The 16701-nt window shown below is 29.0% G+C and carries 17 protein-coding genes and 1 tRNA gene; 7 read left to right on the top strand and 11 right to left on the bottom strand.

Annotated elements, in window-relative coordinates; translation table 11 throughout:
* Positions 1–5: 5 nt before the first annotated feature.
* The 5 genes from N508_RS02300 to N508_RS02280 all read right to left on the bottom strand — a co-directional run bounded on the left by N508_RS02300 (position 6) and on the right by N508_RS02280 (position 2524).
* On the bottom strand, positions 6–263 hold the full coding sequence (locus N508_RS02300; RefSeq protein WP_023276471.1) for a hypothetical protein: 258 nt from the start codon (positions 261–263) through the stop codon (positions 6–8).
* A 10-nt stretch (positions 264–273) separates the two neighbouring features.
* The gene (tsaE, locus tag N508_RS02295; RefSeq protein ID WP_023276470.1) at positions 274–690 is read right to left on the bottom strand and encodes a tRNA (adenosine(37)-N6)-threonylcarbamoyltransferase complex ATPase subunit type 1 TsaE; all 417 of its coding nucleotides are present in this window, start codon (positions 688–690) and stop codon (positions 274–276) included.
* Entirely contained in the window at positions 680–2164 is a 1485-nt protein-coding gene (locus tag N508_RS02290) for a bifunctional ADP-dependent NAD(P)H-hydrate dehydratase/NAD(P)H-hydrate epimerase (RefSeq protein WP_023276469.1), read from the bottom strand. The genes tsaE and N508_RS02290 overlap by 11 nt, the downstream gene beginning before the upstream one ends.
* A gap of 3 nt (positions 2165–2167) precedes the next feature.
* Positions 2168–2353 carry a Trm112 family protein gene (locus tag N508_RS02285; RefSeq protein ID WP_023276468.1) on the bottom strand — a complete coding sequence of 62 codons (186 nt, stop codon included), beginning with the start codon at positions 2351–2353 and terminating at the stop codon, positions 2168–2170.
* 98 nt (positions 2354–2451) lie between these two features.
* Positions 2452–2524 (bottom strand) — tRNA-Gly (locus N508_RS02280).
* A gap of 434 nt (positions 2525–2958) precedes the next feature.
* Between N508_RS02280 and N508_RS02275 the strand changes: the two genes are divergently transcribed.
* The 5 genes from N508_RS02275 to N508_RS02255 all read left to right on the top strand — a co-directional run bounded on the left by N508_RS02275 (position 2959) and on the right by N508_RS02255 (position 6971).
* Positions 2959–4056, top strand: a complete 1098-nt coding sequence (locus N508_RS02275) for a hypothetical protein (RefSeq protein WP_023276467.1) — start codon at positions 2959–2961, stop codon at positions 4054–4056.
* 14 nt (positions 4057–4070) lie between these two features.
* Positions 4071–5291 carry a tryptophan synthase subunit beta gene (gene trpB / locus N508_RS02270; protein ID WP_023276466.1) on the top strand — a complete coding sequence of 407 codons (1221 nt, stop codon included), beginning with the start codon at positions 4071–4073 and terminating at the stop codon, positions 5289–5291.
* A gap of 76 nt (positions 5292–5367) precedes the next feature.
* A complete protein-coding gene (locus N508_RS02265; protein ID WP_023276465.1) occupies positions 5368–5712 on the top strand; it encodes a hypothetical protein in 345 nt (114 codons plus the stop codon).
* A gap of 47 nt (positions 5713–5759) precedes the next feature.
* The gene (locus tag N508_RS02260; RefSeq protein WP_023276464.1) at positions 5760–6221 is read left to right on the top strand and encodes a hypothetical protein; all 462 of its coding nucleotides are present in this window, start codon (positions 5760–5762) and stop codon (positions 6219–6221) included.
* Between the two features lie 249 nt (positions 6222–6470).
* On the top strand, positions 6471–6971 hold the full coding sequence (locus N508_RS02255; protein ID WP_023276462.1) for a tetratricopeptide repeat protein: 501 nt from the start codon (positions 6471–6473) through the stop codon (positions 6969–6971).
* Positions 6972–7418: 447 nt separating this feature from the next.
* Here the strand turns inward: N508_RS02255 and N508_RS02250 are convergent, their stop codons facing one another.
* Positions 7419–8291, bottom strand: coding sequence for a YicC/YloC family endoribonuclease (locus tag N508_RS02250; protein ID WP_023276461.1), 873 nt, complete (start codon positions 8289–8291; stop codon positions 7419–7421).
* A gap of 103 nt (positions 8292–8394) precedes the next feature.
* Between N508_RS02250 and N508_RS02245 the strand changes: the two genes are divergently transcribed.
* The gene (locus N508_RS02245) at positions 8395–9147 is read left to right on the top strand and encodes a slipin family protein (RefSeq protein WP_023276460.1); all 753 of its coding nucleotides are present in this window, start codon (positions 8395–8397) and stop codon (positions 9145–9147) included.
* Between the two features lie 55 nt (positions 9148–9202).
* The gene (coaBC, locus tag N508_RS02240) at positions 9203–10414 is read left to right on the top strand and encodes a bifunctional phosphopantothenoylcysteine decarboxylase/phosphopantothenate--cysteine ligase CoaBC (RefSeq protein WP_023276459.1); all 1212 of its coding nucleotides are present in this window, start codon (positions 9203–9205) and stop codon (positions 10412–10414) included.
* A gap of 1 nt (position 10415) precedes the next feature.
* Here coaBC and priA read toward each other — a convergent pair whose 3' ends face one another.
* From priA to N508_RS02215, 5 genes are read right to left on the bottom strand one after another with little or no spacing between them, the layout of a single operon-like run.
* Positions 10416–12365: a replication restart helicase PriA gene (priA, locus tag N508_RS02235; RefSeq protein WP_023276458.1), complete on the bottom strand. Its 1950-nt coding sequence runs from the start codon at positions 12363–12365 to the stop codon at positions 10416–10418.
* Positions 12365–13906, bottom strand: coding sequence for a long-chain-fatty-acid--CoA ligase (locus N508_RS02230; RefSeq protein ID WP_023276457.1), 1542 nt, complete (start codon positions 13904–13906; stop codon positions 12365–12367). The genes priA and N508_RS02230 overlap by 1 nt, the downstream gene beginning before the upstream one ends.
* A gap of 13 nt (positions 13907–13919) precedes the next feature.
* Positions 13920–14504, bottom strand: coding sequence for a Maf family protein (locus N508_RS02225; protein ID WP_023276456.1), 585 nt, complete (start codon positions 14502–14504; stop codon positions 13920–13922).
* The gene (locus N508_RS02220) at positions 14491–15432 is read right to left on the bottom strand and encodes an FAD:protein FMN transferase (RefSeq protein ID WP_023276455.1); all 942 of its coding nucleotides are present in this window, start codon (positions 15430–15432) and stop codon (positions 14491–14493) included. The genes N508_RS02225 and N508_RS02220 overlap by 14 nt, the downstream gene beginning before the upstream one ends.
* Positions 15433–15447: 15 nt before the next feature.
* Complete coding sequence (locus tag N508_RS02215; protein ID WP_023276454.1) at positions 15448–16422, bottom strand: polyprenyl synthetase family protein; 975 nt, start codon at positions 16420–16422, stop codon at positions 15448–15450.
* Between the last annotated feature and the right edge of the window lie 279 nt (positions 16423–16701).

Raw genomic sequence — 16701 nt, 5'->3', positions numbered from 1 at the left:
TTTTATTATGACATATATTCATTATAATTTATATTATTATTTTCTTCCTGCAAAAGCTCATCAATTTTTTTAATCTGCTGTTCTATAATTTGCAGTTTATAGCTAAATTCATCATGATTATCAGATATTTCTGTATTTTCTTCATTATTTTGCATCATATTTTCTATCTCATGCAGAAAAAGGTATAAATCTTCAAGTGAATTTTTTATTTTATCAGCCTGAGCCATATTAGACAGTATATTATACATTTCTTTATAATCCATAGTTATAACCTTATTTTATTGTTACATACCTTATATTGCTGTCATGTATTTTAAAAGAGATAATTTTATAATTTTTTATATATTTTTCAATATTAAATTTATCAGCCCATTCAATTAGTATAGTAGCATCTTCTTTTAATGTATCATAAAAGCCTATCATATCAAGCTCTTCTTCATTTTTTATCCTGTATAAGTCAAAATGAATAATAAGTCCGTTCTTTGTATTATATCTGTTTTCAAGGGAAAAAGTAGGGCTGCATACTTCGTCATTAAGTCCATAAATTTCTACTAAATATTTTGTAAAAGTTGTTTTTCCTGCACCTATTTCGCCATTTAGGAAAATTATATTATTTTTTATAAAAGGTGCAATATCTTTTGCCATATTTTTAGTATCTTCAACACATTTTAAAATATATTCAAAATTCATTAAATACCTCATTATAATAATCAATAATCTGAGTAATACATAAATATGCTGGGTTATTTTTTTCTACCGCTTTTTCTGCACTTTTTCCTAATATATATGCTGCTAAAATACATGTATTTTTTAAACTGTATCCTTGAGCAAAAAGTGAAGCAGCAAGTCCGCATAATGCATCACCACTGCCGCCTTTTGAAAGGGCAGTATTGCCAGTATTTAAAATATATACTTTATCATTAGGGACAGCAATAATTGTTTCTGCTGACTTTAATATTAAATATATGTTATATTTATCAGCAAACTCTTTTGCCAGCTTTACTTTATCTTTTTTAACTTCATTAATATCTTTATTAATAAGCCTTGCAAATTCTGCTAAATGTGGTGTAATAACTGCTTCTGACTGAATATTATTTAATTCATTAAGAGAAAGGGCATTTATTGCATCAGCATCAATTATAACAGGTTTTAAAGTATTTTTTAAAATATGCAGTATAAAATCTTTAACAGCTTTACTTCTACCCATACCATTGCCAATAGTATATACTGTTGAAGAATGATTAATAAAGTCACATATTAATGCAGGCTCATTATAATCAAATGATTTTGTCATAATTTCAGGAATATCTGATATAAAATTTCTATCTAATGTATTTGGATGGCACAGAGTAATAAGTCCGCAGCCAGAATGCATAGCAGAAACAGCAGCTATTTTTACAGCACCAGCCATTTCAACATTTCCACCAATAAGGGTAACTTTTCCAAATGTGCCTTTGTGGCTGTCTGCTGGTCTTTTTTTCAATGCCGGCTTATTATATTCATCTATAAATATATCGTGCTTATACTGAGATATGATATTATCAGGTATAGAAATATTTGTAGTAATAATATTTCCTGAATATTTTTTTGCAGGGTATAGAGTATGGCAGTATTTTAATGTGGAAAATGAAATAGTATAATCTGCATTAAAAACACATTCTGCAGCTTCGGAGCTGTCACTAACTAACCCAGAAGAAATGTCTACTGCAATTTTTAATGCATTTGTTTGATTTACCTTTTCTATTATGTCCTTATATATCCCGCTTAAATTTCTTTTAAGACCAATACCAAAAAGTGCATCAATAATTATATTATAGTTGTCAATATTATTAAGGGTAGATAAGTCATAAAGTGGTATATTTAAGTTATTTAAAATATTTAAGTTTGTTTGTGCAGTTTTGTTGTATTTATTATCATTTACAGGATAATATAAATCAGCATTATATCCATTTACTCTAAGATGACGCATTAAAACAAATCCATCACCACCATTATTGCCAGGACCTGCTAAAATAAGCATTTTACTATTTTTATCAGCTGTTTTTTTTATAAAATTGAAAAGAGCAGCTCCAGCATTCTCCATAAGTATTGTTTCAGAAATACCATAGATTGACTTAACTTCTTTTTCCATTTCATAAATATCATTACAGCTTAATACATACATTTACTATTTACCTTTTTCTGCTTCTTCTATACTGACAGCTTTATCAATAAGCATAATAGGCATATTTTCATCAATATAATATGCTAAATCGCAGTTTGTGCATATAATATATTTCTCATTACTATGCAGTTTAATATTTCCCTTGCATTTTGGGCATATTAAAATATCTAAAAGTTCTTTATCTATCATAAATGATACCTCAAATATATTTTTTTATTATACAGATAAAATATTATTAAATCAATTTAAAGTTTATAATAAAGAAAAAATGATAAGATGGAAAGAAAAGCGGGCAGCGGGACTTGAACCCGTGACCTAAAGCTTGGGAAGCTTCCACTCTACCAGCTGAGCTATGCCCGCAATAAAATCCTTATATATTAATTTTCTAAAAAATACAACAAAAATATTGTGTATGAAAATTATAATGATATTAATGATTATTATATTTTTAAAAATAATTTTATTTCCTGCTGCATTTTTATTATATTAACTTTGCTCTTTCAATTTTAAACTCTAAAACTATATAAGTGAAATATTAATATTATATATTGACAAGTGATTTTTTTTATGATATATACTCATATTATGGATATTAGATTAGTAAATAAAACACTATTTTCTGATTATTCTTTCAACGGACAATTTTCCGCACAATATTTTTCTATCTATTTTTGGCGCTCCAGCGTCAATTAATACCATTATATTTCAACACTACAATTTTATACTATTTTTACAGGCAAAACTAAGCTTGATGCTTAAGTTTTTTAAATTTTATGATAGAAAAAAGGTGTATTATGTTATTACAAAATAAATCAAATTTAATAAATATAATAAAAACAAGAAATTTAAATGTTATTTGCAGCAGCCAGCTTGCAGATATGCTTTCAGACAATATTTTATCAGCAGTTATTGTTGATAATAATTCATTATGTAGAAAAGATATAGTTAAACTTCAAAAGGGAATAGATAATTTAAATGCGGATGGAGTTATAATCAATACATCAGACTATTCAAAAAAGCAGATTTTACAAATTCATAATGAATGCCAAACACAAGGTATAGAAATATTATATAAAGTAATAAGTATTAATGATATAGCAAAAGTGTGCTGCACAAAAGCAGAGATTTTAATATTAGGCAGTGATGATATTCCAGCAAATAATATAAACCCATATATTTTAAAAATGCTTATAGACTGGGATGCAGTATGTTTTTTAAACTGTTCTGGTGATGGAATTTCTATGCAGCATATTTTAGAATATGGGTTCGCAGGTGTTTATTCTGAAAATTATATTAATACAGAAAGTTTTGATATATATGAAAATATAAAATCTACAAATTATTTGTCAAAACTTTATATGAAAAAGTCTTCTATCCGTCCATTATTAAAAGCTAAAAATATTGTGGATAGTGATGAGCTTAATATATGCTTAAAAAAAGATATTGATATGGCAGGGTTTTTATTTGACAAACACAATAAAAGTAATATTATAAGTTTGCTTAAAATCATAAAAGATAAAAATTGTATAAAAGTATTAGAAATTTATGATAAAAGTATAATAGATGAAGCATTATCATTAGTAAATAATGGACTTGCAGACTGCATTGAAGATAATACAAATATGCAGATATACACTGCAAATACATATAAAAGGTATTCTTTAATGAATACAAAAAATACTTTTATAGAACCACTGCTGATAGAATATATTGATATAATTAAAAATAAAGCAGAATTTCATAATCCATTATGGCTGTCCTTTCAGGAGGACAGGAATATGATGAGTATAATAAAAGAATATAAAGTGGAACTTATAGAATTTGATATAAAAAAATATAATACAGTAGATAAAATTACTGAAATTATTAAAAAAATAAAATACAAACAATAAATACGAGGTGTATAATGAGATATTCAAAAACTTATGGTGAATTTGGCGACAGCTATGTGCCGGAAATGTTGCAACCTGCTCTTGATGAACTTGAAACTGCATTTTTATCTGCAATGAATGATAAAAGTTTTTTAGATGAACTTGCATATTTACAAAAAACATTTATAGGTAGACCTACACCACTTTATTATGCTGAAAATTTAACAAAAAAACTTGGCGGAGCAAAAATATTTTTTAAATGCGAGGGTCTTGCTCACACTGGGGCTCATAAAATTAATAATGCAGTAGGTCAGTGCCTTCTTGCAAAAAGAATGGGTAAAAAGAATGTTGTAGCTGAGACAGGTGCAGGTCAGCATGGTGTGGCAACTGCATCTGCAGCAGCAAAACTTGGACTTGGCTGTAATGTTTATATGGGTGCAGTAGATGTGAAACGGCAACATCCAAATGTATTTACTATGCAGATGTTTGGTGCAAATGTGGTTTCTGTTGAATCAGGTAATAAAGGTTTAGCAGATGCAGTAGATGAAGCATTAGGTTTTTGGATTAAATCATTAAAAGATACTCATTATTTATTAGGCTCAGTAGTAGGTCCAGCACCATTTCCTGCAATAGTTAGAGAGTTTCAGTCAGTTATAGGTAGAGAAGCAAAACAGCAGGTTCAGGAATTAGGGCAAGATGTGGCAGCAGTAATTGCAGCAGTAGGTGGCGGCTCTAATGCTATGGGTATCTTTTCAGGCTTTTTAGATGATGAGAAAATACAATTAATAGGTGTAGAAGGTGGTGGAATAGGTGATAAATATGGCGAACATGCTAAAAGACTTGCACCAAACTCTGGTGCAAAAACAGGTATCCACCATGGATATAAAAGTAAATTTTTATTAGACAGCAATGGTGATGTGCTACCAACACATTCTATATCAGCAGGTCTTGATTATCCAGGTGTTGGTCCTGAACCTGCATACTTAAAAGAGTCTGGCAGACTTACAATGACAGCAGCAAATGATGATGAAGTCATTAATGCACTGAAGCTTGTTGCAAAACATGAAGGTATTTTGTTTGCTCTTGAATCATCTCATGCTCTTGCAGAGCTTTTAAAAATAGCACCAACTATGCCAAAAGATAAAGCTGTTATTGTTAATATGAGCGGCAGAGGTGATAAAGATATATTCATAACAGCTCCAGTTTTTAATAAACAGGAGTGGGTAGAATTTTTATCAAACGAAATAAAAAACTAAGAATGTATAAATAAGCATTGCAAAATGCAAAAAAATATACTATTCTTATCATTATTTATACAAAAGGGGTTTTTATATGTTTGTTCATGAAACTCACAGCTTTTATGTGATAGCTAAATTAGGCAGCTGTAAAAATGCAAAAGCTGATTATCTTGAGAAAAAAGAAGCTATTTTCAGCAAAGTTTTATCAAATATTGGTGTTGAAAAAGCATTTGAAGCTGGAGATGTTTGGCAGCTAAAAGATGTTATGTATTCTTCATCTGCAGATATTATTGATATTCTTAGCAATGAAATGATAAGACTTGTATCTCATGATGAAAGTATTACTGCTTCTGAAAAAAAACTATATGAATTATCAGCATCTAGTGATAGCATTATAGTTTCAGAATTTTTACCAGATAACACAAGTTATATAAAATAAATGGGAAAGGGTTGAAAAACCCTTTTCTATTTATTTCAGAGGAGTAAATGTTTAAAAATATTGTATTTATAGTATTATTGTCACTTTTTTTAAATGCATGCTCTGAAAGTGGTGATATGCATTTTGATTATTCTGATGTAAATAACACGCTTGGTTTAACTGTTGAGCCATCTAATTTACTGCAATTTCAAGATAAAAATCGTGGCGATGTATTAAACTTCAAACTTCATTTTTCTCCTTCAGAACTTACACCTTTAGGAATTGATAACAAAACTGCTAATTATGGAAGTGCTTTTGAAAATAATCCACCTTTTAATCCTTGTGAATGTTTAAATGAAGCTGCATATAGTGGATTTTGCACATTAAAGATTAAAATGTTTGATAATGCAGCAGAGAATAGTGCAGGCTCTATAAAACTTATGTTTTATTATAATCTAGATAATAATGAAGATACTATTGGCGACATAAAATATCACCAGTTGAAATTTGAATATAGAAATAAGCCATAGTAAGTTATTCCTATATAATAATCTTAGGAAATAATAAATAAGGTTGCTTTCAGTTTAATAAAAATAAGCTTTATAACTACCACATTTTCATTAGTTCTTGTAATAAATAACTTAAATGCTCTATGATAGTTGTATTAGTAAGTGCTGCAAGCAGTAAAAATATTGATGCAAATGCTAAAGTATTTATTTTCATAATATCCTCCATAATATAATTTGTATAGCAAATAAAATGCCAAAAAAGGTTTATAAATGTTAAGAAGATTTTTACTGTTATTTGTTTTTATACCTGTTATTGTTTATGCTAACCAAAGTTTAGAAAATGATTTAAAACTTGCAAATATTGGTAACAGAGGAGCTGCCTTTAGAATAGGTGCAAGATATCTTAATGGTGAAGGAGTAGAGCAGGATTATGAAAAAGCAAAATACTATCTTGAAAGAGCAGCCGATAAAAACCATTCCCATGCTTTATATGATTTAGGTTATATGTATCTTTATGGCATAGGTGTAGAAAAAGATTACATGATGGCTTATGATTATTTTGAGCGTTCAAAAGATGTTGGATTTGTGCCTGCTTATTTTATAATAGGGCTTATGTATTATGATGGAGCAGGGGTGAAAAAAAATGATAAAAAAGCCTATGAATACTGTAAAACTGCTATAGAAAGGGGCTATAAAACAAATAATATAATTTTAGACCATAAAAATAAAAAAATATTAATAAAACAGGAAAAAGAACAGGAAGATAAATAAAAAATTTTATCAATATGATTTAAATTATTTTTGATATAGATTGTTGAAATAAGTTAACATATGGATTTATACAAAAAACTTAGACTAATCCATATATAGAGCTTATAAAGTAAATATGGTCTTGCTGAGCTTGAAATACAGCGAAGCATCTAAAAAATAAGATAATTTAAATATATTATACACTCTTGTAATATATAATTTAGATTTTTCGTCTTTAAAATCAGGCTCAAAATGACTGTGGTGCAAATTTTTTGTGTAAGTTCACCTGTGAGCCTGCTTCCGTATCATACTGAGCCATTTAGGCGAAGTATCTAAGAACAAATAATTTAAATATATTATACTTTATTGCAATATATATAATTTAGATTTTTCGCCTTTAAAATCAGGCTCAAAATGACTGCGATGTAAAATTTTTGTGTAAGTCCAGTTTTTAATTGAGAATAATAATTATATAATATTTTGGACCTGCTCTCTAATTCTGTCAGATTCTGCTTTTGATTCAACAACTGTAGAAATAATTTCCTGTTTAGAGCTTTTTGACGCGATAGTGTTAAGCTCTCTGTGTATTTCCTGACTTAGAAAATCAAGTTTTTTACCAACAGGATATTCTTCTTTTAATATATGGTTAAATTGTATAAGATGTGATTTTAATCTGGTTATTTCTTCTGTAATATCTGCTTTTTCTCCCATAATAGATGCTTCTTGAACAATTCTTTCTTCATAGTTTGCATCTACTCCCATATCCTGCATGCGCTTAATAAATTTATTTTTCCAAATTTCAAAAACATCTTCTTTTGCATTTTCAATTAATTTTACATTTTCAGCTAAGTTATGTAACCTTGCAGTAATATCTTTTTCTAATGCTATACCTTCTTTCTGCCTCATTTCATCTAATTTTTTAGCACATTCTATTACTGCTTCATAGGTAATTTTTTCAAGTTCTTCTTCCATAGAATCATCATTTATATAATCCACCACATCAGGCATTCTAAGAAAATGGTCAAGTTTTGGTTTATTTTCAATATTTGCTTCTTCTGCAATTTTTGTAAAGATTTCTCTGTAAACTTTAACAAGGTCAGTATTTAAAGATGGATACTTTGTAATAGTATGCATATTTATGTCAATTCGCACATCTATTTTGCCCCTGATAAATATATCCTGTAATGGCTGGCGGAGAGTGATTTCAAGTGCTGAAACAGATTTTGGCAGCCTGAAATTAATATCAAAATATTTACTATTAACAGATTTTATTTCAATAGATATATCATATTTTTCTGTGGATTTGCTGTATTTTCCATATCCTGTCATACTTTTAGTCATATTCGCTCCAATATATCAATTGCAAAAAATAAAATATTTTGCTATGATAGCACATTACTTATATGAATATAGCAATTTTATAAAAATATTGCAAGGAGAGTTTATGTTTACATCTTTATCTATCATGGTAGTTTTTGCATTGCTAATTATATTTTTACTGTTTTCAAGTATTAAAATTTTGCAGGAATATGAAAGGGCTGTTGTATTCAGACTTGGACGCTATGCTGGTGTCAGGGGTCCCGGTTTGATTATTTTAATTCCTATTTTAGAACAAATGGTAAAAGTAAATATGAGAACTATTGTAATGGATGTTCCACCGCAGGATATTATTACTAAAGATAATGTTTCTGTAAAAGTTAATGCAGTTGTTTATTTTAAAGTGCTTTCTCCAGAAAAATCTATTTTAGAAGTAGATGATGTTTACTATGCTACAAGCCAGATTTCGCAGACTACATTAAGAAGTATTATTGGTCAGTTTGAGCTTGATGATTTATTATCAAGTAGAGAAAAAATTAATAAAGAAATGCAGTCTATTATAGATGCTCAAACAGACCCTTGGGGTGTAAAAATAGCTGCTGTTGAAATAAAACATATTGATTTACCTGCTGAAATGCAGAAAGCTATGAGCCGTCAGGCAGAATCAGAAAGGGAAAGAAGAGCAAAAATCATTTTAGCAGAAGGTGAATATCAGGCTGCTGAAAAACTTGCAGAGGCTTCCCGCATTATGGGAGAAAACCCTGTAACTCTGCAGCTTCGTTACTTACAGACATTATCAGAAATGACATCAAAGGATAATAATAAATCAACAATTATTCCAATACCTATTGATTTGATTAAAGCATTTACAAGCAAATAAATAATAAGCCCTTTTGCATATAAAGCAGAAGGGTTTTTTATATAAGGAAAGTTATATGAGTAATATTTTAGTTGGTGTAACTGGCGGCATAGCTGCCTATAAAACTGCATATCTTGTTAGAGAGTTTATTAGAGCAAGGCATAATGTAAAAGTGGTGATGACTAAAAAGGCAGAAAGTTTTGTTGGTCATACTACATTTGAAGCATTATCATTAAACCCTGTATTAAGGGAAGATAATACTCCAAAACCTATAAGCCATATAGATTATGCTTTATGGGCAGATATATGCATTATTGCACCAGCTACTGCAAATATTATTGGTAAAATTAATGCTGGTATTGCTGATAATGAGCTTTTATCTACTATACTTGCTTTAAAGTGTCCACTTGTTTTAGCACCTGCTATGAATACTAATATGTATAATAATGTGATAGTGCAGGAAAATATTAAAAGTTTACAGTCAAAAGGAATATATATGATACTTCCTGCATCAGGTCTGCTTGCCTGCCAGACAGAAGGTGAAGGCAAAATGCAGGAGCCTGATATTATTGCTGAAAAAGTGCTGAATATTTTAAATAATAAAAATAATTTATCTTTGAAAGTAGAAAATGATATGCTTTCAGGGCTTACTATACTTATTACTGCTGGACCAACAAAAGAATATTTTGACCCTGTAAGATATATAACAAATGAATCAAGTGGTAAAATGGGGTATGCTCTTGCAGAAGAAGCACATAAAATGGGTGCAAATGTTATTTTAATTTCTGGAGAAGTAAGTATTGTTTCAGATATACCAAATATACATAAAGTAGTTAGTGCAGAAGATATGTATAATGCTTTTCTTTCATTTTATAATGATGCTGATATTATTATTATGGCAGCAGCTGTTGCAGATTATGCTCCAGTTTATGAAAATATCAAAATAAAAAAGAATGATGATGAATTAACAATAAATCTTAAAAAAACAAAAGATATTTTAAGCTATGCGGGAGCAAATAAAAAAGATAACCAGATATTAGTTGGTTTTGCGGCAGAAACTAATAATATGGAAGAATATGCAAAACAAAAGCTGGAAAAGAAAAATGCAGATATTATAGCTGCAAATGATGTATCACGCAAAGATATAGGCTTTAACAGCATGGATAATGAAGTAACATTATTTTTTGCAGATGGACATATTACTCACACAGGAAGACAAAGCAAGCAGGATATAGCAAAAATTATTTTAGCAGAAAGTGCTATACTGCATAGCGAAAAAAATCAATAATTTACATCATAAAATAAGGGTCTTTATCTATTTTTAACCGCATAGCACCTTTTTTGCATTTATTAAATATCTGCTGTGCAATAATAAGAGCTTTATTTAAGTCGCTGTTGGTTGAAGATTTTATTAAAATTTCATATCTGTATTTGTTTTGCAGTTTTGCAAGGGTGGCATCTTTTGGACCATATATAGTAAGATTTGCTGCTTCTTTTAATGATTTTAAAGTATTTGCTGTGATTTTAGCTGTATTATAACATTCTTCCTGATTAATATAACTGAAAATAAGTCTTGCAAGTTTTGTAAATGGCGGGTATTGAGTTATATTTCTTCTGCTTAATTCCCATTTGTAAAATTCTAAATCAGTATTATCAAGCATATTAAATATAGGCACTTCTGGGTTCATAGTTTGTATATATACTTTGCCGCTTAAATGTTCTCTGCCTGCTCTGCCTGAAACCTGCACTAAAAGCTGATATGCTTTTTCCATTGCTCTAAAATCAGGCAGTGCCATTAAATTATCAATTCCTAAAACACCAACAAAAGTTACTTCTGGAAAATGAAGCCCTTTTGCAATTAATTGAGTACCTAATAAAATATTTGCTTCTTTATTTTCAAACCTTTTTAAATTTTTATTTAAAGTTTTAATGGAAGATACACTTTCAGTATCTATGCGTATTATTTTATCAGGAAACATTGATTCTAAAAATTCTTCAATTTTTTCAGTGCCATATCCATATTCTTGAAAGATTTTTGAGCCGCATACAGAACATGTTAAAATATTATATTCAGTATTACAGTATCTGCACAATGATTTATTTTTTGACTTAAATGAAACAAGTCCAACAGAGCAGTTAACACATTCAGCTAAAGCACCGCATTGCTGGCAGTAAAGATATGTAGAATATCCTTTTCTGTTAAGCAGTATAATTGCCTGCTCATCACGCTTTACAATATTTGAAAGCTCATCATATATAGGTTCTGCAATCATTGAGCCTATAAGATTAGTAGCTTTCATATCAATTATTTCAATTTTAGGAAGAGTTGCATTGTTAGGCCTTTCAAGCAGAGAATGAAGAACATATTTTCCGCATTCAGCATTATATATAGATTCAGCAGAAGGGGTTGCACTGCCTAAAATTATAGGTATATTTAAAATATTTCCATACATTACAGCCATATCACGCAGGTGATATGATGGTGATTCATCTTGTTTATAAGAGTGTTCATGTTCTTCATCAACTATAATAAGTCCTATGTTTTTTGCAGGAACAAATAATGCACTTCTTGCACCAAGCATAAATTTAGAATTGTCAGTAACAAAATCTGTAAAATGTTTTTTCCGTGCTTTATGTGTAAGCTTATAGTGGTATATAGATGGCTCTACTCCAAGTCTGTATGAAAGTCTTTCAATAAGCTGTGGTGTTAATGAAATTTCTGGAACAATATATAATACCTGTCTGCCACTGTTTATTACTTTTTTTGCAACTTCTTGATATATTTCTGTTTTTCCACTTCCTGTAATCCCTTTGATTAAGTGGCAGCAGTAAGTGTTTAATTGAATACTGTCTGCTATTTCCTGCTGTTCATTTGTAAGTATAATATCTTTAATCGGGTGTTTTTTTACAGGCTCAGTATCTGATATTTCCATATTTAATATTTTTTCTGATAATATTCCTTGCAGAACAAGTCCCATAGGGCATGTATAATATGAAGCAATATTTTTTAAAAATGTAATATATTCTTTAGAAAAAAGTGGTGTGTTATCACATACCATTATGATTTCTTTACATTCAAAATCAGGTTTTTCTATTTTTTCAAGCACAATTCCTGTAATTTCTCTTTTTCTAAAAGGCACAACAACTCTTTCGCCTGTATGTAATAATCCTTCTGAAAAATAAGTATATACCCCTTCTGTTGGAACAGGAAGGAGTATATTATAATATGTTATTTCCATTAAATTTTGCCATTTTTAACAAGCTCTTTAAGCTCTCTTTTAAGAACTTTTCCTGTAGCAGTTAATGGTATATTTTCTATAACATTAATAATACGAGGAAGTTTAAAGTTGGCTAAATGTTTTGCCAGATAATTTCTTAAATCTTTTTCATCTATAGTTTCATTTTCTTTTGCCTGAATATATGCGGCAATAATCTCTCCCTGCTCAATAGATGGGATACCAATAACAGCAACAGCATCAACTCCAGGATATTTATAAATTACTTCTTCCACTTCCCTAGGATAAACATTCATACCTTTAACTATGATTAAATCTTTTTTCCTGTCTATGATTGAAATATATCCATCTTCATCCATAGTGGCAAAGTCGCCAGTAAAAAGCCAGCCATTTTTTATTGTATCATCAGTTGCCTGTGGCATATGCCAGTATCCCTGCATAACATTAGGACCTTTAATAATTAATTCGCCAACTTGTCCTCTTGGCAGCTCTGTTTCATCTTCTCCTATAATTTTTGCCTGAATATTTGGAAGTGTTACACCAATCGTGCCTTGTTTTTGTTTATTAAGTGGGTTTAGTGCAACAACAGGAGATGCTTCTGAAAGTCCATAACCTTCAATAACATTAATACCAAATTTTTTCTTAAACTGGTTAAATATTTCTGCAGGCAGTGCAGCACCACCAGATATATGTATTTTGATAGGGTATAGCAGTTTAATAAACCATTTTGGCATAGGAGATTTTGCCATAACAGAATATATTTGAGGCACACCAAGCATAATTGTTGGTCTTTGAAAAATTAATATTTTCTTGAAGCTGTCTTTTTTCATATCCATTACTGAGCGAAGAATAATAAGTGTGCTTCCTACACTTATAGGGTAAATTATACATGTTGTAAATGTATAAGTATGGAACATTGGCAGCAGGATTAAAAACTTATCTTTATGGTTAGCATTAATCATTTTATCACAGCTTGTTGCATTTTCTAGCAGGTTATAATGAGAAAGCATAGCACCTTTTGGGTGTCCTGTTGTGCCTGATGTATATATAAACAAAGCTAAATCATGAACAGATGCTTTACATTCAATTGGTGCATCAGGCATATTATCAATATACTCATAAAAATTAAGGGTATTAACAATTTTATTATCAAAAGTAAATATTTCTTGTAATTTTTTGCACTGAACACGAACTTCTTCTACTACTGCTTCAAACTGTCCTTCTGTAATCATAAATAATGCTTCACTATTTTCAACAATATATGATGCTTCATTTCCTTTAAAGAATGTGTTTATAGGTATAGCAATTGCTCCGCATGCAAATACTGCAAATACAGATAAAACATATTCTGGAGAGTTGCCAAGCATAATAATAACTTTATCGCCTTTTTTTACGCCTTTTTTCTGCATAAAGGCTGCCATTTGATTTATTATTTTAAACCCTTCTGTATATGTATATTTTTTTTCTTCAAAATAAATAAAAGTTCTTTTTGGGAATTTTTTAGTGTTTTCATAAAGCATATTATAAAGATTTCTCTCAAGCATAAAAACCTCCTTATTAAAATAAATTTATTTTATACTCTATCAAATTTCGGGCAAGCCTGCCCATAGGCAGCCCTACCACATTATCATAGCTGCCATCTATTTTTTCTACAAACATAGAAGCAATGCCCTGCACAGCATAAGCACCAGCTTTATCAATATATTCTGCATTTTCCAGATATTTTTCTATTATTTCATCATCTATATCTGTAAAAGAAACATTTGTTATATCAGAAAATTCTATATTAACATGATTATCTTTACTATAACAGCATACACCTGTTATAACTTGATGAGTTTTACCAGATAATGTTTTTATCATATTATAAGCATCAAGTTTATCTTTAGGTTTGCCGTATATTTTATTTTCAAGCAGCACAATAGTATCTGCAGTAATCATTATATCTTCTTTATCTAATCTGTGAAATACAGCAGCAGCTTTTTCTTTTGCAATATAAAGCGGTGCATCTTCTAATGGGATATTAAAAGGAATAGTTTCATCAATATCTGCAGTTATTATTTTAAAATCTTTTATATAAATTGATAAAAGTTCTTTTCTTCTAGGAGAGGCACTTGCTAAAATAAAGTTATAATTTTTCATATTTTTCCCAATTACAAAGTTTGACAATTTTATGGTTGTTTGTCAATATTAATACTGCAACATTAAACTTTTTACAATAGTTTGTTATCTCATTAATATCCAAAAGATAAAAAAGAGTAGCAAATCCATCAGCTTTTTCAGCATTCTCTGCTATTACGCTTACTGATTTATAGTTATTTACAGGTTCATAAGTTATGCCTTCAAAAATATGGCTTATATATTTATCATTATCTATAAAGTATCTTTCATAATTTCCACTTGTTGCAAGAGCCATATTTTCAATATTTACTATACTTAGTGTAGTATTTTTGTTATCTGGGTCAATAATACCAGTATTAAAGTATTCTTTATTTTTTTTACCTGAAATATATAAATCTCCACCTGCATTAATTATAAAATTATCTATTGATAAGTTTTTCATATATTCTACTGTTTTATCAACAATATATCCTTTAGCATTAGCACTAAAATCAACCAACAGATTACTTTTTTTTATAAAATAATCATTATTTAATATTAGTTTATCAAACCCAGCATTTATTTTTGCATTAATAATATCTTTTTCAGCAGGTATATGATATGGTCCTTCAGGAAAACCGTATAATGATGAAACAGTATATGATGAAGGGTCATATTTTATACTAATATTATAATAAAAAATAGATTTTTTATATATATCAATAGTTTCTTTTGAAATATTAATCTTCTCATCAGCATAAGCAGTATTAATGTTTTTTTCATCTAAAAGAACAATGTCTGATAAATTATTAATATATTTATTAATTTCTGGCAGATATTCTGCATATTTTTCCTGTATTGTAATATCTATAATAGTGCCTAAAGAGAAAAAATGATAAGTGATAAATTTCTCTTTAGAGCATGCAGTAATAACATTAAACAGCAGTATAACAATAACAGTTTTCTTCATTTTAATATAAATTATTTATGCAATCCTTCCAACCATTGCAAGTGCTAATGCAATAAGTGCTTTTCTGTAATCATTATCTTCAAAAACATTAAGAGAGTTAAGTGACTTATTTATATATTCATCAGCTGTTTTTTCAGATATTTTTTCAATATCATATTTTATCATAATATCTTTTAAAACTTTTAAATCATCATCATTTCTTTCCTTTTTCTTAAATATTTCTGCAATAATATTTTTTTCACTATCATTAGTTTTTTCTAATGTTTTGATAACAGGCAGTGTCAGCTTTCCTTCAAATAAATCTGTTCCATTTTTTTTGCCTGTTATTTCAGGATTTCCCATATAGTCTAAAATATCATCAGTCATTTGGAAGCCAAGCCCTAAATAATAACCAAAATTTTTTAAGGCTTTTATTTTATCTTCACTAACTTCTGCAAGTCTTCCACCAATTTCACATGCTGCAGAAAAAAGCACTGCAGTTTTTCGTGTAATAATTTGGATATAATCATCAAAAGTTAAGTTAATATCGCCTGTTTTTAAAAGCTGTATTACTTCGCCTTCACTCATAGTAAGAGCTGCAGAAGAAAGTATCATCTGCACTTGTTTTGCACCATATTCAGTTAATGTAATATAGCTTCTAGAATAGAGAAAATCACCACATAAAACAGCTACATCATTGCCATATAAGCTATTTGCAGTAGGGCATTTTCTTCTATATTTTGCTCCATCAATAATATCATCATGAAGTAAAGTAGCAGTATGAATATATTCTATAACAGCACTCATTGCAGGTATATTTTCGCCTTTATATCCACACATTCTGGCAGATAATGCAAGAAATACAGGACGGAGCCTTTTGCCACCGCTTGAAAGCAGGTATAAAATTACTTCGTTTATTAAATGAACAGATGTTTTTATATCATCTTTTAAAAACTGTTCCACTTTTTCAACATCTTCTTTTACAAGATTTAATGCATCTTTTGCTGTCATAAAATTCTCCATAATATTTTTCAAAAATACAATAACTTATTTATTTAATAAATTCTAGTATTTTTTGTAAAATCTAAAAACGATTACAGCAATTTAACAGGTAATACAGAGCTTGATTTATAAGCAAAGTATCTAATTTGTGGTATTCTGATAAATAAGTGTTTATTTTTTTGCTTTTTTAGTATAGTATCAATTTTAAATTTTACATATTATTATACATTGATTACATTATTTTAATTTTGGTTTTAGACTGGCATCTTTTTTCATATTAAAAAATGT

The organism is Mucispirillum schaedleri ASF457, assembly GCF_000487995.2.
GTDB classification, from domain to species: domain Bacteria; phylum Chrysiogenota; class Deferribacteres; order Deferribacterales; family Mucispirillaceae; genus Mucispirillum; species Mucispirillum schaedleri.
This window is presented reverse-complemented; position numbering and strand designations above follow the sequence as displayed.